This is a genomic window from Pseudomonas fluorescens (assembly GCF_902497895.1).
GTDB lineage: Bacteria > Pseudomonadota > Gammaproteobacteria > Pseudomonadales > Pseudomonadaceae > Aquipseudomonas > Aquipseudomonas fluorescens_BP.
This window is the reverse complement of the sequence record NZ_CABVHQ010000081.1, coordinates 1-23,342: the sequence shown is the minus strand read 5'-3', so window position 1 is coordinate 23,342 and position 23,342 is coordinate 1. Positions and strand designations below refer to the sequence as shown.

Annotated in this window: 22 protein-coding genes and 3 pseudogenes; 13 read left to right on the top strand and 12 right to left on the bottom strand. The window is 58.6% G+C overall.

Annotated features, from left to right (window positions below; translation table 11 throughout):
* Nucleotides 1-273: 273 nt before the first annotated feature.
* Complete coding sequence (locus F8N21_RS26875) at nt 274-1,752, bottom strand: DUF1254 domain-containing protein (protein ID WP_224788298.1); 1,479 nt, start codon at nt 1,750-1,752, stop codon at nt 274-276.
* Between the two features lie 315 nt (nt 1,753-2,067).
* A complete protein-coding gene (locus tag F8N21_RS26870) occupies nt 2,068-2,772 on the bottom strand; it encodes a murein L,D-transpeptidase catalytic domain family protein (RefSeq protein ID WP_150645012.1) in 705 nt (234 codons plus the stop codon).
* A gap of 81 nt (nt 2,773-2,853) precedes the next feature.
* On the opposite strand from F8N21_RS26870, the gene F8N21_RS26865 reads away from it, so the two are divergent.
* Complete coding sequence (locus F8N21_RS26865; RefSeq protein WP_150645011.1) at nt 2,854-4,608, top strand: L,D-transpeptidase family protein; 1,755 nt, start codon at nt 2,854-2,856, stop codon at nt 4,606-4,608.
* Between the two features lie 182 nt (nt 4,609-4,790).
* Here the strand turns inward: F8N21_RS26865 and F8N21_RS26860 are convergent, their stop codons facing one another.
* Complete coding sequence (locus F8N21_RS26860; protein WP_150645010.1) at nt 4,791-4,991, bottom strand: hypothetical protein; 201 nt, start codon at nt 4,989-4,991, stop codon at nt 4,791-4,793.
* A 485-nt stretch (nt 4,992-5,476) separates the two neighbouring features.
* Here F8N21_RS26860 and F8N21_RS26855 point away from each other — a divergent pair, with 485 nt between their 5' ends.
* Complete coding sequence (locus F8N21_RS26855) at nt 5,477-6,076, top strand: ribonuclease T2 (protein ID WP_412071678.1); 600 nt, start codon at nt 5,477-5,479, stop codon at nt 6,074-6,076.
* Nucleotides 6,077-6,114: 38 nt separating this feature from the next.
* Here the strand turns inward: F8N21_RS26855 and F8N21_RS26850 are convergent, their stop codons facing one another.
* The gene (locus F8N21_RS26850; RefSeq protein WP_150645008.1) at nt 6,115-6,324 is read right to left on the bottom strand and encodes a hypothetical protein; all 210 of its coding nucleotides are present in this window, start codon (nt 6,322-6,324) and stop codon (nt 6,115-6,117) included.
* 321 nt (nt 6,325-6,645) lie between these two features.
* On the opposite strand from F8N21_RS26850, the gene F8N21_RS26845 reads away from it, so the two are divergent.
* Nucleotides 6,646-6,912, top strand: a complete 267-nt coding sequence (locus tag F8N21_RS26845) for a DUF1652 domain-containing protein (RefSeq protein ID WP_150645007.1) — start codon at nt 6,646-6,648, stop codon at nt 6,910-6,912.
* Nucleotides 6,913-6,950: 38 nt separating this feature from the next.
* On the opposite strand, the gene F8N21_RS26840 is transcribed toward F8N21_RS26845, so the two are convergent.
* Complete coding sequence (locus F8N21_RS26840) at nt 6,951-7,238, bottom strand: hypothetical protein (protein ID WP_150645006.1); 288 nt, start codon at nt 7,236-7,238, stop codon at nt 6,951-6,953.
* 60 nt (nt 7,239-7,298) lie between these two features.
* Nucleotides 7,299-7,805 (bottom strand): DUF4142 domain-containing protein, encoded by a 507-nt coding sequence (locus tag F8N21_RS26835; protein WP_150645005.1) that lies wholly within the window; start codon nt 7,803-7,805, stop codon nt 7,299-7,301.
* 261 nt (nt 7,806-8,066) lie between these two features.
* Here F8N21_RS26835 and F8N21_RS26830 point away from each other — a divergent pair, with 261 nt between their 5' ends.
* Complete coding sequence (locus F8N21_RS26830; protein ID WP_150645004.1) at nt 8,067-9,170, top strand: DUF3616 domain-containing protein; 1,104 nt, start codon at nt 8,067-8,069, stop codon at nt 9,168-9,170.
* 12 nt (nt 9,171-9,182) lie between these two features.
* Here the strand turns inward: F8N21_RS26830 and F8N21_RS26825 are convergent, their stop codons facing one another.
* The gene (locus tag F8N21_RS26825; RefSeq protein WP_150645003.1) at nt 9,183-9,863 is read right to left on the bottom strand and encodes an SOS response-associated peptidase family protein; all 681 of its coding nucleotides are present in this window, start codon (nt 9,861-9,863) and stop codon (nt 9,183-9,185) included.
* Between the two features lie 107 nt (nt 9,864-9,970).
* Nucleotides 9,971-12,670, bottom strand: a complete 2,700-nt coding sequence (locus F8N21_RS26820) for a cation-translocating P-type ATPase (RefSeq protein WP_150645002.1) — start codon at nt 12,668-12,670, stop codon at nt 9,971-9,973.
* Between the two features lie 254 nt (nt 12,671-12,924).
* On the opposite strand from F8N21_RS26820, the gene F8N21_RS26815 reads away from it, so the two are divergent.
* Entirely contained in the window at nt 12,925-13,719 is a 795-nt protein-coding gene (locus F8N21_RS26815) for an exodeoxyribonuclease III (protein ID WP_150645001.1), read from the top strand.
* A gap of 141 nt (nt 13,720-13,860) precedes the next feature.
* On the top strand, nt 13,861-14,694 hold the full coding sequence (locus F8N21_RS26810) for an arylamine N-acetyltransferase family protein (protein ID WP_150645000.1): 834 nt from the start codon (nt 13,861-13,863) through the stop codon (nt 14,692-14,694).
* Nucleotides 14,695-14,958: 264 nt separating this feature from the next.
* On the opposite strand, the gene osmE is transcribed toward F8N21_RS26810, so the two are convergent.
* Both osmE and F8N21_RS26800 read right to left on the bottom strand, forming a co-directional pair.
* On the bottom strand, nt 14,959-15,312 hold the full coding sequence (gene osmE / locus F8N21_RS26805; RefSeq protein WP_150644999.1) for an osmotically-inducible lipoprotein OsmE: 354 nt from the start codon (nt 15,310-15,312) through the stop codon (nt 14,959-14,961).
* Nucleotides 15,313-15,386: 74 nt separating this feature from the next.
* A complete protein-coding gene (locus F8N21_RS26800; protein WP_150644998.1) occupies nt 15,387-15,911 on the bottom strand; it encodes a DUF3016 domain-containing protein in 525 nt (174 codons plus the stop codon).
* 268 nt (nt 15,912-16,179) lie between these two features.
* Between F8N21_RS26800 and F8N21_RS26795 the strand changes: the two genes are divergently transcribed.
* Nucleotides 16,180-17,724 carry a nucleobase:cation symporter-2 family protein gene (locus tag F8N21_RS26795; protein ID WP_150644997.1) on the top strand — a complete coding sequence of 515 codons (1,545 nt, stop codon included), beginning with the start codon at nt 16,180-16,182 and terminating at the stop codon, nt 17,722-17,724.
* 300 nt (nt 17,725-18,024) lie between these two features.
* On the opposite strand, the gene F8N21_RS26790 is transcribed toward F8N21_RS26795, so the two are convergent.
* Nucleotides 18,025-18,483: an REP-associated tyrosine transposase gene (locus F8N21_RS26790; protein ID WP_150644996.1), complete on the bottom strand. Its 459-nt coding sequence runs from the start codon at nt 18,481-18,483 to the stop codon at nt 18,025-18,027.
* 297 nt (nt 18,484-18,780) lie between these two features.
* On the opposite strand from F8N21_RS26790, the gene F8N21_RS26785 reads away from it, so the two are divergent.
* Nucleotides 18,781-20,277: a helix-turn-helix transcriptional regulator gene (locus F8N21_RS26785; RefSeq protein WP_150644995.1), complete on the top strand. Its 1,497-nt coding sequence runs from the start codon at nt 18,781-18,783 to the stop codon at nt 20,275-20,277.
* Nucleotides 20,278-20,476: 199 nt separating this feature from the next.
* Nucleotides 20,477-20,725: a DUF1652 domain-containing protein gene (locus F8N21_RS26780; protein WP_150644994.1), complete on the top strand. Its 249-nt coding sequence runs from the start codon at nt 20,477-20,479 to the stop codon at nt 20,723-20,725.
* Nucleotides 20,726-20,822: 97 nt separating this feature from the next.
* Here F8N21_RS26780 and F8N21_RS31160 read toward each other — a convergent pair.
* Nucleotides 20,823-20,930, bottom strand: a pseudogene (locus F8N21_RS31160) (LysR family transcriptional regulator); the annotation flags it as partial.
* Nucleotides 20,931-20,933: 3 nt separating this feature from the next.
* Here F8N21_RS31160 and F8N21_RS26770 point away from each other — a divergent pair.
* From F8N21_RS26770 to F8N21_RS26755, 4 genes and pseudogenes are all read left to right on the top strand, one after another.
* Nucleotides 20,934-21,069 (top strand): annotated as a pseudogene (locus F8N21_RS26770) (aldo/keto reductase); the annotation flags it as partial.
* A 4-nt stretch (nt 21,070-21,073) separates the two neighbouring features.
* A pseudogene (locus F8N21_RS26765) lies at nt 21,074-21,250 on the top strand (SDR family oxidoreductase); the annotation flags it as partial.
* 34 nt (nt 21,251-21,284) lie between these two features.
* Nucleotides 21,285-21,701, top strand: coding sequence for an SRPBCC family protein (locus F8N21_RS26760; RefSeq protein ID WP_150644993.1), 417 nt, complete (start codon nt 21,285-21,287; stop codon nt 21,699-21,701).
* Between the two features lie 407 nt (nt 21,702-22,108).
* On the top strand, nt 22,109-23,041 hold the full coding sequence (locus F8N21_RS26755; protein ID WP_150644992.1) for an HU family DNA-binding protein: 933 nt from the start codon (nt 22,109-22,111) through the stop codon (nt 23,039-23,041).
* Nucleotides 23,042-23,342: the final 301 nt, after the last annotated feature.

The window sequence follows — 23,342 nt, the reverse complement described above, 5'->3', positions numbered from 1 at the left end:
CGAACGAAAGGGGCAAGAGCCCTTGGTTACTTGGGGCTTTTCCAAGTGACCCGCCGTAAGGGCGGAACCCTGAGTCGCCGTGACCGCAGCAACGGATATGTACCCAATCAACAAAATACAAGCCGACCGGCTCTTGATCCACCGCCCCCTCGCTACGCCTGTGTGTGTGTGCCTGAAACCCGAGCTTAAGTGAACAGCATTGCCCCATGAGTGGGCCTTTCTTCTTCGGCGTCGAGCACATGCAACCCGGAACCCCGTGGCACACGCACGTCCCTATTTCGCCACCACCACCCCCGGAGGCTGCCACGTCCCGCCCCCAGGCGGCAAGATCGAAGGTGGCGTGTCTTTAGGCCAGTACAAGCGCATCACCAGATAGATAGTGTCATTCGGAGCGGGCAACCAGTTGGCTTCCTTTGCCTTGCCAGGAGAATCCTTCTGGATGTAGAGCGTCAGCGATCCGTCCTTATTCTTCTTCATGCCCGGCAGCATCGGTGAGTTGATCAGGTAGCGATTGAGCGGGTTCTTGATCAATAGCTGGCTCGTGCGGTCGTACATTGTTACCGACCAGAAAGCATTCACCGGCGGCAGTTGCCCGGCGGGGAAGGTGATGGTGTAGTTGTGCTTGCCGGCGTCAAGTGCTTCGCCCGTCGCGTTGGTGCGGGCGAAGGGGTACAAGGCTTCCACGGCATCGTTGCCGTAGAGACCGCCCTTGGCCGCGCCGGCACGCTTGAGCCAATCTCCATTAAAGAAAGTGCGGTCGCCAAACATCGAGCCTATGCTCCAGCCGTTGATGTTTTTCATCCCGCTGGAGAGCCACTTCTCTACTTTATCATCGGCTTCCTTCATGCCCAGCAGGACGGCAGCCTTGTGTTCCGCCGAGAGTTCCTTGAATTCAAAGGTCTTGCCCGGGCCGATGCCGATAGTGGCGAGTCTGGCCCGGACTTCCTTGTCTTCCGGTGTCTGTGGGACGAACTGCAGGGCGGCGTTCAGGTACTCGTAGAAGTTCGCCTTGATCCCCGGGGTGCTGGCTGGAAGGAAATCGATGGTCGGTGCGGCCGGCGGGGCGGGTTGTTTGAGGTAGGCGGAGAGTGGTTGCGCTTTGTATCCCGCCTGCACCTTTTCCACGTTTGGCATGTCTTTGGCGTTGAAGAGCTGGGTCCGGATGACGGTGAGCGAGAAGGGGGTCGTCGAGGTAAACACCTTCTTGATCCCGGCGGGCGGCTGGCCTGTCCAGTCGGGGCCGACCACCAGGTAATCACCCGGCTCGCTTCCCGTGGCGCGGCTGCCGATGTAGCCAAAGTTGTAGGTATTGCCGTCGATTAACTGCACTGAGTAGTAGCGCTTTTTTGGCGCTGCGGGTACCGAGATCACCATCGGTTCCGCGCGCAGATCCAGCCAAATCATCGAGTAAGGCGTGTCGCTGTTCGGGGTGACGATCGCTGTGTCTTCGTAGGTCGCAACGTGGTGCTGGTTGTTGATCTGGTTGAAGGGCGCTTTGAATTGACTGGACTTGGTGTCCACGGCAAATTCATACATCACGGCGTAGTTCATCACGATGGGCAGGCCGTAGATGAAGGCTTCCTCGGCAATGGCCTTGGTTTCGGTGACGCTTGGCGCGGCTATGCCTTGGGCCACGTCTTTCTTTTCGGCCTGAGCAATGGGGTCCTCCTTCTTGTTGCAGCCGGCAATCAGGGTCGTCGCCATAGCAAAGATTGCGACCCATTTCATGCAGGCTGAATAGTCAGGTTTTATCATGGCGCCGCCCCCCTATGTTGATTGTCATCTCTGCTCCGGGTGTCCTGATTAGCCAGGACTCACCAAGGGCGACGGCAGGTTTACTGCCATGAGCATAGGACATATGGGTGCGAAAGCAGGCTTCTGGTGCATGAGGCCGAGCGCAGACCGCCGCCTGCTGGCGGTTGCGATAGGTATCTTTATCAAATTTCAGGCAAAGAAAAGCCCGCGATGGGGATTAGCGGGCTTTCAGATCTTGCGAGGAGCAGGAGTAACACTACGCCCCGGAACGTGAAAAAAATGTGAACGCCAGAACGGAAAAACCATCAATCTTTAATAATCTGTACCCGGCTGGGACACATCAGCCACAGTAGTCTTATTGCAGTTGATAAACGAAGACGATTTCAGCCACTGCCGATCAGGATAATAAGAAAACAGTAGCTGGCCATCTTTCATCGAGTCGATCAGTTTATGGGCAATGGCAGGGCGCACGGCGGGGCAGCCCAGACTTCTGCCAATACGGCCGTTGGAGCGCGCCAGATCGGGACTGACATACGGCGCCCCGTGGATGACGATGGCCCGGTCGAATGCACGATCATTGAATCCAGGCTCCAATCCTTCCATGCGCAAGGAATAGCCATTGTGACCGTTATAGCTTGAAGCGGTCCTGTACAAGCCAAGGCTGGTGGCGTTGCTTTCGTTCTGGTTGGAAAATTGAACGGCCATGTTTTCGCCGCTGTTGCGACCGTGGGCGACCAGTTCGTGAAAGAGTAATTTGCGCTGTTTCAGGTCAAAAACCCACAACCGCTGTTCGGTCGAGGGCAGGGAATAGTCAATCACCGCGAGCCGTTGCGCAGGCACTGCACCTTGCGCCTGGCTGCACTGGGACGCACGCACGGCCAGTGCGATAACTTTGGCGTTAGCGTCTGGAGCCGCTTTGACCAGCGCGGCTTCAAGCGAATCGGCGTAGGCTGCCTCTACTGGAATGGACAGCAGAAGCAGGGCCGACATTAAAAAGCCCAAGCGGTCTAGCGGCATGTGCGTATCTCATCGGAATGTGTACCAGTCTAGCAGTGTGACGGATGCTAGCCCTTGTGTACGGGAAATTAAGGATTATTCATGCGCCAGCTATCAAATTTATCCCTGTTAAGCCGCTTTTTGGTTATTGGACTCCTGATCTGCAGCTCGGCGACAGCGCAATCTTCGCCGATCCCGGCGCCTACGCCATCACCTAGCGTCATTGATGTTGCGCCGGACGACCCGGTGGCTCAGGCAATCCAGGCACTTCTTGCCCTGAGTGGCTCGACGGCTTCCCCTCTGCCGGCCGTCCCACCGCGCCACCAACGGGTGGATGTCAGTCGCGCGGTCGTCGATTTTTACGCTCAGCGAAGCTTTCGTGCTGCCTGGACAGAGGATAGCGACGTCGCCCAACTGTTGAAGCGCCTGAACGACACTCAGGCCGACGGTCTGGATCCTGCTGATTTCCGTATTGATGAACTGGCCAGGGCTCAAGTGGCGATGGGCACAGCGCTGCCAACTCCCGCACAACGCGCGACATTTGATATAGCCGCCACCCAGACTTACATTACGGCGTTGCTGCAGCTTCGGCGCGGCAAAGTCGACCCTTATCGTCTGGAAATACACTGGAACTTCGACCCGGTCGACGTCGATCCTCGTGAAGACGTCCAAGCCTTCTTCGATGCCCTCGACGCCCACGACGTAGCCCGTGCGTTCGATCAAGCGCCGCCACAGGAAGCGCTTTACGGCACGTTGCGAGAGGGGTTGGCGCGACTGCGCGCGGTTCGGGATGTCGGCGGCTGGCCGCAGATTACGCTAGGGCAGGTGCTCAAACCGGGAATGCTCGACGCTTCAGTCGCGCAGTTGCGGGCCCGTTTGACGGCTGCCGGTTATCTGGCCGAGCAAATGACCACGCGGATTGACTACGACGCGAGCGTGGCGACTGCGGTTAAAAGGTTTCAAACCGAGCAATACCTGCCAGTGGACGGTGTTGCGGGAGCGGGGACACTCGCTGCGCTGAATGTACCCATCGAGGCACGGATAGACCAGGTCCGAGTCAACATGGAACGCGCCCGTTGGCTGCTGTACAAGCTTCAGGGAACCTTCGTCATTGTCGACATCGCCGGGTACAAAGTCGCGCTCTATCGCGACGGCAAGGCTATCTGGCGTTCTCGGGTGCAGGTCGGTAAACCGTTTCGCAGCACCCCGGTATTTCAATCCGAGATTACGTACATAACCTTCAATCCGACCTGGACAGTGCCCCCGACGATTCTGGTCAAAGACATTCTCCCCAAGATTCGAAAAGATCCGCATTACCTCGAAGCCAATCTTATTCGAGCGATTGATAGGCAAGGGGCTGTCGTCGATCCGTCGACTATCAATTGGAACAACCCGCGCGGCATTACCCTGCGTCAGGATGCGGGCCCTGACAACTCCCTCGGCCAGGTTGTGATTCGCTTTCCCAATGAATATGCGATTTATCTCCACGACACCCCTCATCGGGAGTTGTTCGCTCAATCACGCCGCGCCACCAGTTCCGGCTGCATCCGGGTCGAAAACCCGCTGCAGTTGGTCGAACTGTTGTTCAACGATCCGGTTCGCTGGAACAGCGCCGCCATTCAGGAACAGTTGGCCAACGGCAAGACAGAAAACATCAGGCTCCCGGTGAAAGTGCCGGTGCTACTGGCCTATTGGACAGTGGATTTGAAGGAGGGCGGGCGAGTGGCATTTAAACCCGATGTGTACGGGCACGATTTAGCCGTGTTGCGGGCGTTGAATCTGCCTTCGGAACTGCCCGTTCTGGATTTGCAGCGAGCCGGGCTTCCGGCTGTAGCGGCGAGGCAGAACAAGCTGTAGTGGGGAAGGTGACGGGTTTGTTTTTCCAGGCGAATGCGCTGTCTCGTCCTGAACAGGCTTACAACTGTTTCACCACAACGACCGATACACCGCTTGGGGTTCATGCACTCGCTTGAACCCCAAGCGCTTTATTGTATAAAGCGAACGCAACCAACCACCCTAGGTGCCTGCCCCGGTCTCTGTCAGATAACCCTTTTTGCCTCGGCTATAGCCTTCTGCTCAATCTGCGAAAACGTCAGCTCGGAATCAAAGGGGATTGTCACGACGGTCTCTCCCATGAAGACGCCTTCATAACCATCATCTGGTTCCAGGAGAAGGCGGACCGAGAAAATTTCTGGTTCTAAATCAGCGTTATAACTTACAGCTTGGATTCGAATTTTCATTTCAGGCTCCTATGACGATGAGTAGAGGCTACTCCGGAATTCGTGCAAATGATGGGACTTGAAGCATTTCCTTGACCTACGGCAATGGGTGGCTGGCGATGCCGGAAAATGCCAGTCAGTTAAGACGGTACATCCTGCTTCCACGGTGTGTCGGGAATACCGTGGCGCTTGATTTTACGACTGCTGCGCAGCCGAACGCAGCCTTCGGCAGCTGCTACGAGGAATGTGCGTAGTCGGAAACTCCTTAACTGACTGGCATTGGCCTCTCTGTGGTCGCCAATTGGTGGGGTAAAAGTGATAAAACAGGCGCCATTCAACAGCCCTGAGTCGGGCGGTTGAAACATCAGAGCGACAAAGATGTTTTTGGTCTTGGCTGCCAATCAACAAGAATGGGATGGCAGGAGATTCCGGTCCCAAGGAGAGGGTAATTGAGAAAACTGTCGGTATTGGGGGCGCTCGTTGCGCTGACGATTTTCAGCGTGGGCATGAGCGAGGCCCGGGACGGCAAGCAGCGGGCTGATTCGGTGGCGGGGGTCTTTGACTATTATCTGCTGACGTTGTCCTGGTCGCCCACGTTTTGCCTGACCCATCGCGAGAATGAGCAGTGCTCGGGAAAAGGCTACGGCTTTGTGCTCCACGGTCTCTGGCCCCAGTACGCCCAGGGTGGCTGGCCCCAGTCGTGTGCACCACGGGTTCCGTTATCGCCAGCGGAGCGGGCGAGGGGGCTGACGTTGTTCCCGACGCAGAAGCTGCTTGAACATGAGTGGAAAAAGCATGGCACCTGTAGTGGTCTGGGGGCATCGGGTTATCTGGAGTTGGCAGACAAGGCCGTTGCTGCTGTGCAGATCCCGGAGAAACTGCAGCCCTTCAGCGCCTCGCATTACTTCGAAGCTCGAGAGATCGCGCGTCTATTCCGGCAGAGCAATCCGGGCATACCCGCGGATGGCATCGCGATTATCTGTAGGGGGCCCGAACTGTCGGAGGTTCGTGTCTGCATGGGGAAAGACCTGGCATTCGCGACCTGCGGCAAGGGCGTCAGAAATCAATGCCGGGCCGGAGAAATTCGTGTGCCTCCTGTTCGATGATTGAGCCAATCGCCGCCGTATTGCTGGCGTATCGCAGGTTAGTCGGATTGGTTCGCCCGATGAATTGCATGGAACAGATTCATGTGTCCCGTGGTTTCCAGTTCAGCTTTGAAGCTCGCAAATTCACTCCGGCTCTGTCCGTTGAGCGCCGTACCGTTTGCCATGCACCAATCCTTGAACTCCTGCGGTGTGGAGTAGATTTTCGTCGCGGTATGGCCTTGGCGCGTCACGCTTTCCAGCAGCTTCATGGCCTTCTTCTGCCATTGAGGGAATGTGTTCGGAAGCTTATCTACGTCTTCAAATATTTCCAGAAACCGGGCGTATTGCTCGGCATCCCTATACCAAAAAAACCAATGTGTTTGACGTCGATCTGTCGCATCTCGCCTCCTTGATGAATGGAAAATTGGAGAAATCTATTTTACTCATCGGAGCCTGAGGTTGAAGCAGCGGCTGTGAGAATTTTTTCTGTGCCGCCTGTCACAGAGTGGTTAAAAAAGGTGTAAGTTCGTATAGATTTATAGAGGTTCATCCGACAAGAAAATTACCCTTTTCCCATGGGACAAAGCTAGATGATCTCCACCCTCGAACTTCGCCACATCATTGAATCGGCTTTCCTGCCTCTTTCCTGCACCTGCCGGGTCAACCCTGACGGATATCTGAGCGTTCAGATTTTTGATCAACCGTCTGGTCGAGTCGATCTCTTCGTTACGGGAATCTCCACGACGGAGCTGGTCAGCAGCAGCGCAATCTGCAGCCTCGTTTCGGAACTGCGGGCGGAACTCCAGGCCGGTCGGGACAACCTGCACATTAAGAAGCCGATCAGCATGGCCAGCTGATTTCCCGCAGACCAACAAACAAGTTTGAGCCGCGCGGGTTACTGCATCTCCATCTGCAACACCAGGCCTTGGTCGTCGGCTCGTTTGCTATGTCGAACGATGCCGATGTACTTTTTGCCGTCCAGCAGAACATTCAGGGTATGCGCCTTATGCAGATCGGACGGTGGTGCCTCGACCACTAGTTCGAACCCGGGTTGGTCCTCCAGGGTCAGGGTGAAAAGCCTGACCTGGCATTCGGAACGTTTCGAAATCGGGCCAAACAGGGTGTCTTGAACATAGTCGATGCAGGCAGTGCCTGTGCCAATCAACGAAGTCGAATTGTCCATGAGGGCCTCCTCGGGTGATCGGGCATTTGCAGCCGCTGTGGCGCCAGCTCAATGCACGGGTCAATTGATTTTTTGATGTTGTGCCTGGAGTTTTTTCGCCATGTCCAGATGATGCTTCAGCGTCGGCAAGGTCTTGCTGGCAAAGGCTGCCATTTCTGAGGGCGCGGCAGTGGAACGGCTCTGTTCGGTGAACAGCTTGATCGTTTGTTCATGAGCGTCGACCTGATGTTTCGCGTAGGCGGCATCGAAGGAGGCGCCATCCGGAACCTTAAGTGCCATTTTCTCCGCGTTGCGACTGAGGGCGGTATCGTCAGGAACCTTGATGGCGAGTTTGCCCGCCAGTGCGGCCAGTTCCTTATTGGCGGCGCTATGGTCCGTGAGCATCTGGTTGGCGAAGGCTTTGACATCAGCCGAGCTGCTTTTTTGCAAGGCCAGCTTGCTGGTCTCGATTTCGGCCATCCCCGCGCTCGAGGCCTCATCGACGAAGGTGTTGGACGCTGCGGCGCAGGTCAGACTCATGCCCAGGCCCAGCGCAAGGCTGGTCAGTCGTGTTCCAGAAATGCCCATGAATGCCACTCCTGCAGAAAAAATCCGAACCATAGAATTACGAAACGTCGCAACGACAGGAGTTCAGCTTTTCTTGGAAATAAGCAATAAAGGAAACGCCCAGCGAAATGAACGCACAAGTTGCTTATTCCAAATTAGCCTGAAACTTGCACCTTGTATTTTCCACTGGAATCTATAGTTCAGCGTGATTGCCTGAAAACTATAAAGTGTTCTGGGTTAGCTGTTGCGCGATTGTAGCTTAAGGTGGCTCAAAGGAGGCGTATGAAGACTGTACTGCTGAAGTTGAACAGTAAATTTGATCCGAGTGATAAGAAGAAACTCAGGGACGGATTATCGGCTGTGTTGCAGATCGGTCAGTCGCTTTGGCTTACCAATGATGAACAGTTGACCCTGGAGCGTCTTGTTTACCAAGGCCAGACGGCTGCGGGTGAGTTTCTTTATGAAGATCATCAGCAGTTTGCGTTGAATGATTTTCTGCGTCTGCCTGCGCCCCCGACTTCCGTGCAAGATTTTGAAGAAGCAGATATAGAGGGACTTGCCTATGATGAGACCGAGCACTATCTCTGGTTGGTCGGCTCCCATAGCCTCAAGCGCAAGCAACCAGAAGCGCAAAGAGACGGACACAAGAATATCGAACGGCTGAGCAAGGTCAGTAGCGACGGGAATCGTTATCTGTTGGCCCGGATCCCTGTGGTGGATCAGGACGGCACCATCAGTCTTGTGCGAGAGACCACGGATTTGCAGGGAACAGCTGCCCAGTTGCACGGCGAACAGTCCTGGGACGCTCTGACCAAGGCACTGGAGGAAGATGAGCACTTGAAGGGGTTTTTCGCGATTCCGGGCAAAGATAACGGTTTCGATATCGAAGGGTTGGCCGCCGCTGGCAAACGTCTGTTCATTGGCCTGCGAGGGCCGGTATTGAGAGGCTGGGCAATCATTCTTGAAATTGAACCGCAGGTGGAAGAACACGATCCTCATACCCTGAAGTTGGCAGGGATCGGTGAGCGCGGCCGCCTTTATCGCAAGCACTTTATCGAGTTGGGAGGATTGGGAGTTCGAGACTTATGCGTGCAGGGAACTGATTTGCTGATTCTTGCCGGACCGACAATGGACCTCGATGGACCCGTTACGGTCAGTCGTTGGCCAAACGGAGTACAGGCGGCCGGGGAGAGCGTGGTGTTCAGCAAGGATCTCAAGAAGATTCTGGATGTGCCCTTTGGCCAGGGAGATGATCACGCAGAAGGTATGACGCTTTTTTCAACAGCCGACTGCCCTGGACCTTTTCTGCTGATTGTATGTGACGCACCTGCCGACCATCGAAAGCGCAGTGATGGTAGCGTGGAAGCGGACCTTTTTGATCTGTAGCGAGGCTGTAAATCAGCTCATAGGGCGGATCAGTCTGGCTCCGTCATTTCTCACATTACCCACCGCGAAATCCACCTTGAACCATTCGAACTCCTCGGCAGGTTCGCCCTGGTGCAGGAGTATTTGCTCGGCGCGTTCCTTTGGCGTTGCGTGGGTGAGCCATTCCCGGGCCAGTTCCGGAGCCAGTACTACTGGCCGGCGGTCGTGGATGTCGACCATGCCGCCGACGCTGTTTGCAGTAATGATTACAAAGCCATCATCGTCCCTCGGTTCCCGGCCGCCGGCGGGATATTGGCCAATGGCGGCACAGAGGATTGGCGCGCGGTCCTTGCGCCGGATGAGGTAGGGTTGCTTCTTCGAGCCGCCTTCATAAACCCACTCGAACCAGTTGTCGATCGGCGCAATCGCCCGGTGCGGCCAGATCGCATGAAAGAACGGGCCATGCATGACCTTCTCGACCCTGGCGTTGATGGGCGGCGGACGGTCGGTTGCCCACTGCGGCCGCCATCCCCAGCGGACAAGGTCGGCATGCAATAGGTCGCCTTCCAGGTGGAGCAGCGCTACCTGGGTCGTCGGCGCAACGTTGTACCGTTCGAGTGGCTGGTCTCCCACAGTGTTGACCAGCGCATTGGGCATGCTCAATGCAGCGACGAAGTCGTGTATGCCCCGGTACTGAGAAAGCCTTCCACACATGGGAAAGTCCTCCGGTTGAGCTTTTAGCTTAGCTCAGCATTTGTCCGGTTCGCGCGGGTGGTTTTATCGGCGCAGCGTGGAGGGGCAACGCCTCTTCAACGCCCCCCTCAGTCTGCCATCCGCCGATTCCCATACCAGCGCATCAGGGCTTTCTCCAGCTCCACCAGGGCGCAGGTCAGCAGCGCCGCGAGGCCGCACCAACCCCAGGCCTCCAATGGCATGGAGGCGGTGGCAAACAGTTGCTGCAGCAGCGGCAGTTCGGTGAACAGCAGTTGCAGGAACACAATCAGCAACGCCATGCTCCAGACCATCGGGTTGTCACGCCAGGCGAAATGCGCCACCCCGTCGAGGCGCCGACTGCTGAACAGATAGCCCACTTCGCAAGCCACCAGGGCATTGACCGCCAGGGCCCGGCTGGCGTCCAGGCTCCAGCCCAGCTCCTGGCTGAAATGGAACAGTCCGAGAGAGACCACGGTCATCAGCGCCGAAATCAGCAATACCCGCCACAGCAGCACCTGACTGAGCAGCGGCTGGCGGGGATCGCGGGGTGGCCGGCGCATCATCCCGGCTTCCGCGGGCTCAAAGGCCAGCGCCAGGGCCAGGGTGACGGCGGTGATCATGTTCACCCAGAGGATCTGCAACGGGGTGATCGGTAATGTCCAGCCCAGGGCAATCGCCGCCAGCAGGATCATCGACTGCCCGCCGCTGGTCGGCAGGATGAACAGGATGGATTTCTTCAGGTTGTCGTAGACGGTGCGGCCTTCCTCGATGGCATGGACAATGGTTGCGAAGTTGTCGTCGGCCAGCACCATCTGGGCCGCTTCTTTGGCGACTTCGGTGCCTTTGATGCCCATTGCCACGCCGATGTCCGCGCGCTTGAGCGCCGGGGCGTCGTTGACCCCATCACCGGTCATCGCCACTCGCGCGCCGCTGGCTTGCAGGCCTTCCACCAGGCGTAATTTCTGCGCCGGGTTGGTGCGGGCGAATACATGGGTGTCGGTCAGGCGAGCGGCCAACTGGGTATCATCGAGCTTGTCCAGTTCGGCCCCGGTCATCGGCGCACTGCCGCCAAGGCCCAGGCGCCCGGCGATGCAGGCCGCGGTGGCAGCATGATCGCCGGTGATCATCTTGACCTGGATTCCGGCGTCATGACAGTCAGCGATGGCCTGGATCACCTCTTCGCGCGGCGGGTCGAGCATACCCACCAACCCCAGCAGCACATACTCGCCATCAAGATCGGCGTAGCTCAACTCAGGCTGGGGCTCCGGCAAGGTGCGCGAGGCCAGGCCAAGCATCCGCAGGCCCTGGCCAGCGCCTTGCTCCAGCGCGGTGTGCCAGTGTTCCAGGTCGAGGGGCTCGTCGTGTCCATCACGCCATTGTCGATTGCACACTTGCAGCAAGCGCTCGGGTGCGCCAATCAGGTAGATCAGTCCGTGCCCGGCTTGATGCTGGTGCAGGCTGGCGGTGCAGCGGTGTTCGGCACTGAAGGGAATCGCATCCACCCGTGGCAGGTTGGCCGCTTCATGCTGCAGCTCCAGGCCGAGCTTGCCAGCCAGGGTCAGCAGCGCTGCTTCGGTGGGGTCGCCGCTGATGCACCACTGCGCATCGGCCAGATTGAGACTCGCATGGTTGGCCAGCAGACCGGCTCGCGCCAGATGCTGGATATCTGCCGAATGATCCAGCTGACAACCATCACCCGCCGCGCAGGAAACCCGCCCGTGGGGGGCATAGCCGATGCCCTCGACCTGGTAATGGTGCGCCGCCGTGAACACCTGCTGCACGGTCATTTCGTTGCGGGTGAGGGTGCCGGTCTTGTCCGAGCAAATCACCGTCACCGCCCCCAGGCTCTCCACCGCTGGCATACGGCGGATGATGGCCTGGCGCCGGGCCATGCGCTGTACACCCAGGGCCAGGATGATGGTCAGTACCGCCGGCAGTCCTTCGGGGATGGCGGCGACGGCCAGACCCACGGCCGCCATTAACATGTCTCCTGGCTCATAGCCGCGCAGACCGACGCCGAAAGCAAAGGTGGCCGCCGCCATCACCAGGATAACCAGGGTGAGTTGGCGGGCAAAGTGCGCCAGGTCGGCCAGCAGCGGTGTTTGCAGCGCGCTGACGTTACCCAGCATATGGCTGATGCGACCCAGCTCAGTATCACCCGCGGTGCCGGCCACCACCCCGACTGCGCTGCCGGCACTGACCAGCGTCCCGGAGTAGGCCATGCTCAACCGGTCGCCCAGGCTGGCATCTGCTTCTACCGCTTCCGTCTGTTTGTCCACGGGCAGCGATTCCCCGGTGAGGGCGGCTTCTTCAACGCGCAGGTCGCGCACTTCGAGCAAGCGCAGGTCGGCCGGAACCCGCTCGCCGGCCTCGAGCAGCACAATGTCGCCCGGCACCAGTTCTTCAGCCGACAAGGACAGCACCTCGCCGTCGCGTCGGACCCGGCTATCGACCACCAACATGCGCTGGATCGCCCGCATCGCCTGCTCGGCTTTACCTTCCTGGATAAACCCGACGACGGCGTTGATCAACACGACGCCGAAAATCACCGCGCTGTCCAGCCACTCGCCCAGCGCGAAGGTGACCAGGCAGGATGCCAGCAATACATAAATCAGCAGGTTGTGGAACTGCAGCGCGAAGCGCTTCAGCGGACCATTGCCGCGCCCCTGGGGCAGGCGATTGGCGCCATAGCGCGCCAGACGTTCGGCCGCCGCCGAGGCACTCAGCCCCTGTTCACTGGCTTGCAGTTGCCCGAGGCAGTGCTCCGGCGTCTGGCTGTGCCAGGTGTTTTGAGTCACCTTGTCCATGTCGACATTCCCGAATTCAGCCTGTCGCAACTATAGAGTTCACTGGATGAAGCCGCGTTGGCCCACGTCAAAGGTTGGACAGCTTTGGACTATAAAGGTAGCGGCCAGTCGTTCAGGCTTGGTTGGAGAAGTGTTTCTTCCAATTACACAGGCTCAAAGCGTAGCGGATCAGGAGCGGGCGACCATTCAGCAACGCAACCACCGCAGCGCCAGCGGGTCACATGTCAGACATCCCCTGACGGCGAGCGTTGGCCATGAAGAATCTGCGGATCGCGACGTTCAACATCAACGGCCTGCGTGCCCGATTGCCCAACTTGCTGGAATGGCTGGAGCGCGAGCAACCGGACATCGCCTGTTTGCAGGAGCTCAAGGCCGCGGACAAGGACTTTCCAGCCCTGGACTTCGAGGCGGCAGGTTACGGGGCGATCTGGCACGGCCAGGCTTCCTGGAACGGGGTGGCGATTCTGGCTCGCGATGCGCAGCCGCTGGAAAGCCGTCGTGGCTTGCCGGGCGATGACGCTGACCTTCACAGTCGTTATCTGGAGGCGGCGGTGCATGGGGTATTGGTGGGGTGTCTTTATCTGCCTAATGGCAATCCGCAGCCTGGGCCAAAGTTCGATTACAAACTGGCGTGGTTCGAGCGCCTGATCGATTACGCCAGGCTGCTGCAGGACAGCGAGCATCCGGTGGTGCTGGCCGGGGACTACAACGTGGTGCCCACCGATCTGGATATCTACAATCCGCGCTCCTGGCTCAAGGACGCGCTGTTACAGCCTGAAAGCCGTGAGTGTTATCAACGCTTGCTGGCTCAGGGCTGGACTGATTCGTTGCGCAGGCTGTATCCGCAGGATCGTCTCTATACATTCTGGGATTACTTTCGCCAGCATTGGCAGAAGAACTCGGGCCTGCGGATCGATCATCTGCTGCTCAACCGGGCCCTGAGCCCTTATTTGCACGAGGCCGGGGTCGATGCCTGGGTCAGGAATCAGCCCCACGCCAGCGATCATGCGCCGTGCTGGATTCGCCTGGCCTCGCGCAAGCGGCGTTGAGTGGGGTGATTGGTTAAATCAATTGTTGCTCCAGGGTAGGAATGGCTTATATCTATCGCCCATCCGCAGGGCGGTCCGTTTCCTGATGAGCTGAGCGCAGGAATAGAGCGCACGCGATCCCTCATGCGCAAGGACTCGACAATGAGCCAGCCCCAGCTGCAAAACATCGAACTCTACTTGCAACGCCTGGGTTATGACGCGCCGCCAGCGCCAACCCTGGAAACCCTGCGCGAACTCCAGCTACGCCATACCAGCGTCTTCCCCTTTGAAACGCTGTCGACGATGTTGCAGGTTCCGGTGCCGATCGATCTGCCAGCGGTGGAACGCAAAATCCTGCATGCCGGGCGTGGGGGGTACTGCTATGAGCTCAACAACCTGTTCCTGACGTTGCTGCAACAGCTGGGGTACGAGGCGCGGGGCATTACCGGGCGGGTGGTGATGGGCAGTCCCGAGGACGCGTTGACCGCACGCACCCACCGCTTGAGTGTGCTGACCCTGGACGGCACTCGCTATATCACTGACGTCGGCTTCGGCGGCATGGTGCCGACCACCCCACTTCGGCTGGACACCGAAGAAGAACAGCCAACACCCCATGAGCCGTATCGGATAACGCAGGGAGAGGACAGCTACACCCTGCGGGCAAAGGTCGCCGGCGAATGGCGCGCACTCTATGTATTTTATCTGCAGCCGCAGGCGGCGATCGATTACGAGATAGGCAACTGGTACGTCTCGACCCACAAGGACTCGCCGTTCCTTGGGCAGCTGATGGTGGCGAGAACGGGGCAGGGGCTGCGTCGAACGCTCAATAACGGCAGCTATGCCCTGCATCGGATGGGGCTTGAAAGCGAGCGGCGCGAGCTGACGGACGCTGACGAACTCATCGAACTACTGCACAGCGAGTTCGGGATTCGGGTTCCGCAACATCCCGAGCTGAGGCAGATCATCCAACGCTTGATCAACCCGCCAGCCATCTGACTCGCTTTACCTGGCGGGCATAGGTATCTACACATCTCGTTGGCCGAACACCCTACCTGTGGCGAGGGGGCTTGCCCCCGTTGGGTCGCGAAGCGGCCCTAAAACCGGCAATCGCGGTTTTCCAGGTAGAACGCATCCGCCGGTTTTACGACTGCTGCGCAGCCGAGCGGGGCGGTGCGGCGTTCCGACAAGCCCCCTCGCCACAGTATTCGGCAGCCCTTAAAAGATGCGTAGATACCGATGCCTCGCGGGTGCGGAACTTCCCTAATACCCGCCGCCACTATTCTCCCTGCGTTCTTTGTCAGCCTGTTCCCTGAGCGCCCACCCGGCGCAGTCGGTAAAACCCTGGTGGTCCACCTTGTCGCGTGCATCGAGGCTGATGTGATAGGCCTGGCGCTGGCCGGCCTGAGACAGCTGGTAGTCGAGACAGGAGCCGGGATTTTCCGTGCGATTGCTCACCGCCACCGGTTGCCCGCCGATGTCGATCACCTGTTGCTTGCTCATGCCGGTGCTGACCTTGGCGACCAGCGGCTGGTCCCGATAGATCTCCTCCTGCGCAGAGGAACAGGCGGTCAGGGTGGTCAGGGCAGCAAGGGTCACCAGCAGAAGGTTGGACATGGTCGGGCTCCCGGGGTTACCTGCTGCGCCCGTTGCCGATTCAGCTCAGGTTTGCACGAGCAGGGTATGCACTATCACTTGCGGCCGCTGATATGCTGCGCCTGGAACTCGGTACGGAACCAGTCCGCGAGCATGGCCTTTTCGGCGTAGAGGCGGTCGCTGTGGGCAGCCCGGCCGGGACGCTGCAGATAGAACTTGTCGCTGAGCTGGACATCGGCCTGGCGGATCGTCTGATCGTTCAGCTTGAGTACGTAGTGCAGCTTCATCGACGGCCAGGTGATGTCGCGCATGAACCGCACCTGGTTGGCATTGACATGCCAGGGCTCGTAGCGCCCGGCCAGATCAATGTCACTGACTTCAACCTGCAATACCTGCCCAGGTTGCAGATAGCGCTTGCCGAGCTGCTCGAACGCGCTGCGCAATTGCTTCATGACGTAATCGTCGGCTCCGGTTTCATAGCCGGTAGTTCTCAGGCTGGCATCCCGATACGACTCGGGATTCTTGAAGCTGACCTCGACCGAGGTCGTTGCGGCGAACGGCTGCATCATGCTGACCATCAACATCAGCAAGACGGTGGTAACAGCGCCTGTTGCACGCATGAAACACCTCCTGATGCGGCTTGAGTGAAGCCGGCATCTGGTATTTAGTGTACCTCTCGGAAGGTTTTCGGCAACGTTGGCCGGCAGTATTCAGGCGCAATTTTTTACCTCATACCTGGGCCTGAGGGCTGCGGATTCTGGGCACTTCGCTCTCCTGGCAGGAAATCATGAGACGGCGTTTCCTGAGGATTGTATACATCTCACTGGACATTTGTTCTGACTATTGAATACAGTGTGTCCATAACAAAAAACCAGAGACCCCCTCACCATGAATACGCCCTCTGTTTCACCACAACGGCCCGAGGATCAGAAACTCGGGATCGGCGCGAATATGGCTTACGGCCTGCAGCACGTTCTGACCATGTACGGCGGGATCGTTGCGGTGCCGTTGATCGTCGGTCAAGCGGCCGGGCTGGCTCCGGCGGATATCGGTCTGTTGATCGCCGCGTCGCTGTTTGCCGGTGGCCTGGCGACGTTGCTGCAAACCCTCGGTTTACCCTTCTTTGGTTGTCAGTTGCCGCTGGTGCAGGGTGTTTCCTTTGCCGGGGTTGCCACCATGGTGGCAATTGTCGGCAGTGGTGGCAGCGGGGGTATTCCAGCAATATTGGGTGCGGTGATGGCGGCTTCCTTGATCGGGCTGCTGATCACCCCGGTGTTCTCCAGGATCACCCAATTCTTCCCGCCGCTGGTGACCGGGATTGTGATCACCACCATCGGCCTGACGTTGATGCCGGTGGCGGCGCGATGGGCCATGGGCGGCAACAGTCATGCCGCGAATTTCGGCAGCATGTCGAACATTGGCCTGGCCGCCATGACCCTGGTACTGGTGCTGTTGTTGAGCAAGATCGGCAGTGCGACGATTTCGCGCTTGTCGATTCTGTTGGCGATGGTCATCGGCACGCTGATTGCGGTGTTGCTCGGCATGGCCGATTTCTCCCAGGTCACCGAAGGGCCAATGTTCGGGTTCCCGACGCCGTTCCATTTCGGCATGCCGACCTTCCAGGTCGCGGCCATCCTGTCGATGTGCATCGTAATCATGGTGACCCTGGTGGAAACCTCCGCGGACATCCTCGCGGTGGGTGAAATCATCAACACCAAGGTCGACTCCAAGCGTCTGGGCAACGGTCTGCGCGCCGATATGCTGTCGAGCCTGTTCGCTCCGATCTTCGGCTCCTTCACCCAGAGTGCCTTTGCGCAGAACGTCGGGCTGGTGGCGGTCACCGGGGTGAAAAGCCGTTATGTAGTGGCCACCGGTGGACTATTCCTGGTGATCCTCGGCCTGCTGCCGGTGATGGGACGGGTGATTGCTGCCGTGCCGACTTCGGTACTGGGCGGCGCCGGTATCGTCCTGTTCGGCACCGTGGCCGCCAGCGGTATCCGTACGCTGTCCAAGGTCGACTACCGCAACAACATGAACCTGATCATCGTAGCCACCTCCATCGGCTTCGGTATGATCCCGATCGCCGCACCGACCTTTTACGATCAGTTCCCGAGCTGGTTCGAGACCATCTTCCATTCCGGGATCAGTTCGGCGGCAATCATGGCAATTGCCCTGAACCTGGCATTCAACCACTTCACCGCCGGCAACTCGGATCAACAGTCGGTATTCGTCGCCGGTACCGAGCGCAGCCTGTGCTTCCAGGATGTCGCGGCACTGCGTGAAGGTGACTATTTCAGCGGTGGCAAGCTGCATGATGCTGAAGGTAACGAGATCCCGCTGCTGGCTGAGCCTCTGCATGCTTCGCAGGATCATCATCCGCATGATTCAAAGGCCGCGAGCGCGTCAGGTAGTACTCAAGCCAGCAGTGCCTGAAACCCTTTGGTTAAACGGCCATGGCATGCAGACCTGCAATGGGTCTGCATTCGGGGTCCGGCCTTGGGGCCCCAAAAGATCGCAGCCTGCGGCAGCTCCTACGGATTTTGCGTACACCTGATAATTCAAGGGTATGCACGGTCGGCGTAGGAGCTGCCGCAGGCTGCGATCTTTTGTAGGATCTGCCGCAGGCTGCGATCTTTTGTAGGAGCTGCCGTAGGCTGCGATCTTTTGTAGGAGCTGCCGCAGGCTGCGATCTTTTAAAGTGCGCCTCAGATCTCAAAGGCTTCCCTTACCGCCTCAAAGCCACACCGCATCCCAAAGCGGGTAATCACCCAGCTTGTTGACCAGCCCGGCGCGCAATGGATTCATTACGATATAGCGCGCCGCCGCTTTCACGTCCTCATCCCGGCGTAGCGCCCGGTCGTGATAGCCCCGCTGCCAGACGCGGTCGTTACCTCGCTTCAGACCATTGATCGCAAGACTGCTGCGCGACTTTACCCGACACATCAATTCAGCCAATGAACCACGTTGCAGCTGTACCAACCAATGAAAGTGATCAGGCATCACCACCCAGGCCAGCGATGTGGCCAATTGATTTTCGTCGGCCAGGCGCAGCTGATCGACCACCAGGCGCCCCGAGCGCCAGTCGCCGAATACAGGTTGGCGCTGGTGAGCAACAGCGGTGAGCAGATAAATACGATTGATTTCGGATACACGTGCTTTACGCAGGCGACATCCATTGGCGGCGGTAGGCAATCCATTGCCCTCCTGAAGGTGTATGACACCGATAAAACTAGCCGGCTTTGCAGCCTTGGCCCGAGAAACAATTTTCGGGATATGTCGTGGTTACCGCAAAGATCGCAGCCTGCGGCAGCTCCTGCGCCGATCCGGTTCTCCCTATAAATAACGAGGGTACGCAAAACCTGTAGGAGCTGCCGCAGGCTGCGATCTTTTGATCTTCCGGCACGATGCCCGGCGCCTGTGGTCGTAGATTGTGTCGGCATCCTTCGCGCATTCCGCGCCTGTGTGTTGCGGGCACTGAATGGAGCCCCGATGAGCCAGGACGTTCTAGCCACCGAAACCAACCGCCGTCAGTTGCAGCAGATTATCTCCGGGCTGTCGGACGGGGTCATCCTGATCGAAGCGGATCAGACCATCCTCTGGGCCAACGAAGCCGCGTTGACCATGCATGGCGTCAGTCAGGTCAGCGAACTGGGCGCCAATGCGCAGGAATATGCCAAACGCTTTGCCTTGCGGTACCGCAACAACCACCCGGTCCTTGCAGACAGTTACCCGATCAGCCGTGTCGCCAAAGGCGAGGTCTTCAGCGATGTGGTCGTTGAAGTCACCGCCAACGCCGACCAGCAACGCACCTGGGTCCATCGCATCCGCAGCATGATTCTCACGGATGGCAGAGGCGAACCGGAGTCCCTGGTGCTGATTTTTGCTGATGCCACCGACTGGGCCAGCGCCGAGCAGCGCTTCGAAAAGACCTTCAACGCCAACCCGGCACCGGCGGTCATCTGTCGACTCAGTGACCTGCGTTACATCAAGGTCAATCAGGGCTTTCTGGAAATGACCGGCTATGCCCGCGATCAGGTCATCGGTCGCTCGGTGTATGAGCTGGATGTACTTGAAGAGGCCGATCGCAAGGACCTTGCCATCGAGCGCTTGAACGCAGGCGCTACCATTCCGCAGATGGAGGCCGAACTGCGATTGCCCGAGGGCGGCAGCAAATTGGTCATAGTCGCCGGGCAACCGCTGGATATCAATGATGAAAACTGCATGTTGTTTTCCTTCACGGACCTGGAGCCGCGACGCAAGGCCGAGGTCGCTTTGCGTCAGAGCGAAGAACGCTTTGCCAAGTCCTTTCGCCTGACACCGGTGCCGATCCTGGTGTGTTATGCCGAGAACCTGCAGGTGGTCGATGTCAATGAAGCCTTCCTGACAACCACGGGTTACACGGCCGAAGAGTTACTCGGCAAGTCAGTCGAAGAAATTGCCTTTATCGAGAGCCCCGAGGCCAGTGCCCGCTTGTTCGCGGCGCTGGAGAAAGCCGGAAGCCTGGACGGTGTGGATCTGAAGGTGCGCAAGAAAGGCGCCGAACTGATCGACTGCGTGGTCTCGGCCGACACGGTCAGCATCCAGGATTCGCCGTGTTATTTGCTGGTGCTGATGAACATCACCGAACGCAAGCGTACCGAGCTGGAGCTGGTTGCGGCCATTGAAGAAGTGATGCAGGACGCCTCCTGGTTCAGTCGCACCCTGATCGAAAAACTCGCCAATGTGAAAAGCGTGAATTCACCGCAACTGCCGAGCATTTCCTTTGCTGACTTGACGGCCCGCGAGCGGGATGTCCTGAGGCTGATCTGCGAAGGGCTGGCGGACAAGGAAATTGCCGCGCGCCTGACGCTGGCGCCCAACACCGTGCGCAATCACGTGGCGACGGTGTATTCCAAGCTTGATGTGCACAGCCGCAGTGAAGCGATTGTCTGGGCCCGCGAGCGCGGTCTGTTCGCCGGAGAACGCCGGGCAAAGGGCAAGCAGTAAGGGTGCAAATGCACTAGGGCGACCAGTGCAAATTCAGCTTCTGCCGGCTAATGGCGTTTCTTACTCTTTGAGTGCGACATCCATCTTTTTGGATGGGTGCCGCGAACCCCTCAAAGCAGGCAAAGGAACGTTACATGTACAGCGAACAGATCACTGCTGCGGTCGATACAGTCGCCGGCAAAATTCCGGGCACACTCGGGTGATTTCCCTATCGTTGTTGCGCGGTTATCTGGAGCAGAGCTTCCTGCCGCTGACCTGCCACTGCGGCCTGTGTCCCGGGTCTACGTTGACCGTGCGGGTCTACGATCCAGTCAGTGGCCGAGTCGATATGGTGGTCAGCGGCCTGCGTCTGGAAACGCTGAAAACCCTGCAAGATGTCCAGGCCCTGATCGAAGAACTGCGCTACGAATTGCAGAGCAACAATCTCGATCGCGCCGGGACAGCGTAGGGGCTGCCGCAGGCTGCGATCTTTTGATCTTGATCCTCGACGATCCTCAAAATCGCCAAAAGATCGCAGGCTTCGCCAGCTCCTACGCCGACCGTATTCATACCGGAACTTGCGCCGGCTCGGTCAATACCTTCCTGAACGTTTCCGCCAGCGGGCGCAGATTGATCCGCTGCCAGGCCGCCCGCAACGGCGTGGTGAACGAAATCCCGCCGGTCGCTACACTCTAGTCAGACCCTGATCGTGCCCTGCAACGCTTGATGGATGCGGCGCTGGCGCAGAAGGTCGAGATCGTCGTCGGTGGCCCTTGCAATTCGGGGATTCTGGCCGGTGGCGAGCGCTTCGAATAGCAGAAAGCCAGCCGATGAGTTTGTGCGCAAGGCGCGGCCGACCTCGATCATCCAGCGTGCGGCCGAGGTCGAGGAAGTTGCGAACCTGGTGGCCTACATCGCTTCGCCGCTGTCTTCGGCCACTACCGGCGCGGCGTTGCGGGTCGACGGTGGGGTGGTCGACAGCATGGCGATCTGAAGTTTTTTAACCTTGATTTTTTGGAGAAACTTGTATGGCTAACGCGTCAGAGTTCATCGATGTCCCGGTTTCGGCCGATCAGGTCTGGCAATTGATTGGCGGCTTCAACTCGCTACCGGACTGGTTGCCGTTCATTGCCAAAAGCGAACTCAGCGAAGGCGGCCGGGTGCGCAGCCTGCACACCGCGGACGGCCTGGTGATCGTCGAGCGTCTCGAGGCTTTCGACAATGCCATGCGTTCCTATAGCTATTCGATCAGCCAGGCACCGTTTCCGGTGACCGACTACCTGGCCACCTTGCGCGTTGAAATGCTGGAAAGCGGGCAAACTTCGCGAGTCACCTGGGCGGGGCGTTTTACCCCGGTCGGGGTTAGCGAAGACGCGGCGGTGGAGTTGTTTACCGGCATCTACCGTGAAGGGCTGGAGGCGTTACTGGCCAATTTCCAGGATTGAGGGAAGGGTATCGAAGTCGCCGCACGACTGCTTTTCGTAGCAGCTGGCGAAGCCTGCGTTCGAGCGCGTAGCGATCGCAATCCGGACGACTCAATCTGCGGCCAATAATGTGCTATTTCGTATTACGGCTGCTGCGCAGCCGAACGCAGGCTTCGCCAGCTGCTACGACATTCAAGCACCAGCCGAGTACCGCCCGGCGCGAGTCGTCGGGCTTTTCCGCAGGTGAGCTCCAGTGCATAAAACCCGCCGATATTGCCCGGCTATTGCAAATTGCATGGTCGGGCGCCGAGAAAAAAAACCAACTCATTGAAATACAGCGATTTATCCAAAGTTCGCGATTGGCACGGTGACTGCAATTTCTCGCTTGAGAGTTGTAACTCCATTTTCGTGGCGGGAGCGGAACAACAATGAATAGATCCTCTGATACTTATCTCACTGCGCTGGATGAGTCGAGCAGCCACTCAGGGGTGTCCTGGGCGGCGGTGTTTGCCGGAGCGGTGGCTGCGGCGGCCTTGTCGTTGATTCTGGTGGTGCTGGGTTTCGGGCTGGGATTCTCGGCGGTGTCGCCGTGGGCCAACAGTGGCATCAGCGCCAAGAGTCTGGGCATCTCGACCATTGTCTGGCTGGCCTTCACGCAAATCATTGCATCCGGCATGGGCGGTTACCTTGCCGGGCGCTTGCGGGTGAAGTGGGCGAACATGCACGGCGATGAAGTGTACTTCCGCGACACTGCCCATGGTTTTCTGGCCTGGGCGGTCGCGACCCTGGTCACCGCGACGCTGGTGCTCGGCTCGCTGAGCAGTATCGTCGGCGGCGGGTTGCAGGCCGGTGCCAGCGTCGCCTCCGGTGCAACCAGCGCCATGACCGGGGCGGCAGCCAATGCCGCAAGCAACAGCCATGGTGACGATTTTGGCTACTTCGTCGACAGCCTGTTCCGTGATGATCGCCCGGCGGCGGTCAGCGATGATGCGGTGCGCGGCACGGTGACGCGGATCTTCGTGCGTAGCCTGAGCAACGACGGCCAGTTGGCGGTCGAGGATCGCAGCTATCTGGCGCAACTGATCGCCCAGCGCACCAACCTCAGCCAGCCCGATGCCGAACGCCGGGTCGACGAAGTGTTCGCCAAGACCCAGCAGGCCGTAGCGGACGCCAGACAAGCCGCCGAGACCGCCAGCAAAGCCGCCGCCTGGACTTCGCTGTGGATGTTTGTCGCGTTGCTCTGCGGTGCTTTTTTTGCCAGCTTGGCCGCGACCTTCGGCGGTCGTAGCCGGGATGCCGTGGAGTATCTCGAGACCGAGGAAGCCTACGTCCGCACCACAACGCTGCCACCTGTTCGCTAAGCCAGGAGAATGACCATGCGCTCACTACTGCTGTTTTTTCTCGGTGTGCCGATCCCGCTCATTATCCTGATCGCGCTGCTCACCTGATCTGACCCGTGGGAGCTGGCGCAGGCTGCGATTTTTTGATCTTGATCTTCAAATCGCTAAAAGATCGCAGCCTGCGGCAGCTCCTACGCCGATCACGTACGTCCGCCATTTCGCCGGTGTAGGCCAATCCCCTGTGGGAGCTGCCGCAGGCTGCGATCTTTTGATCTTGATCTTCAAATCGCTAAAAGATCGCAGCCTGCGGCAGCTCCTACGC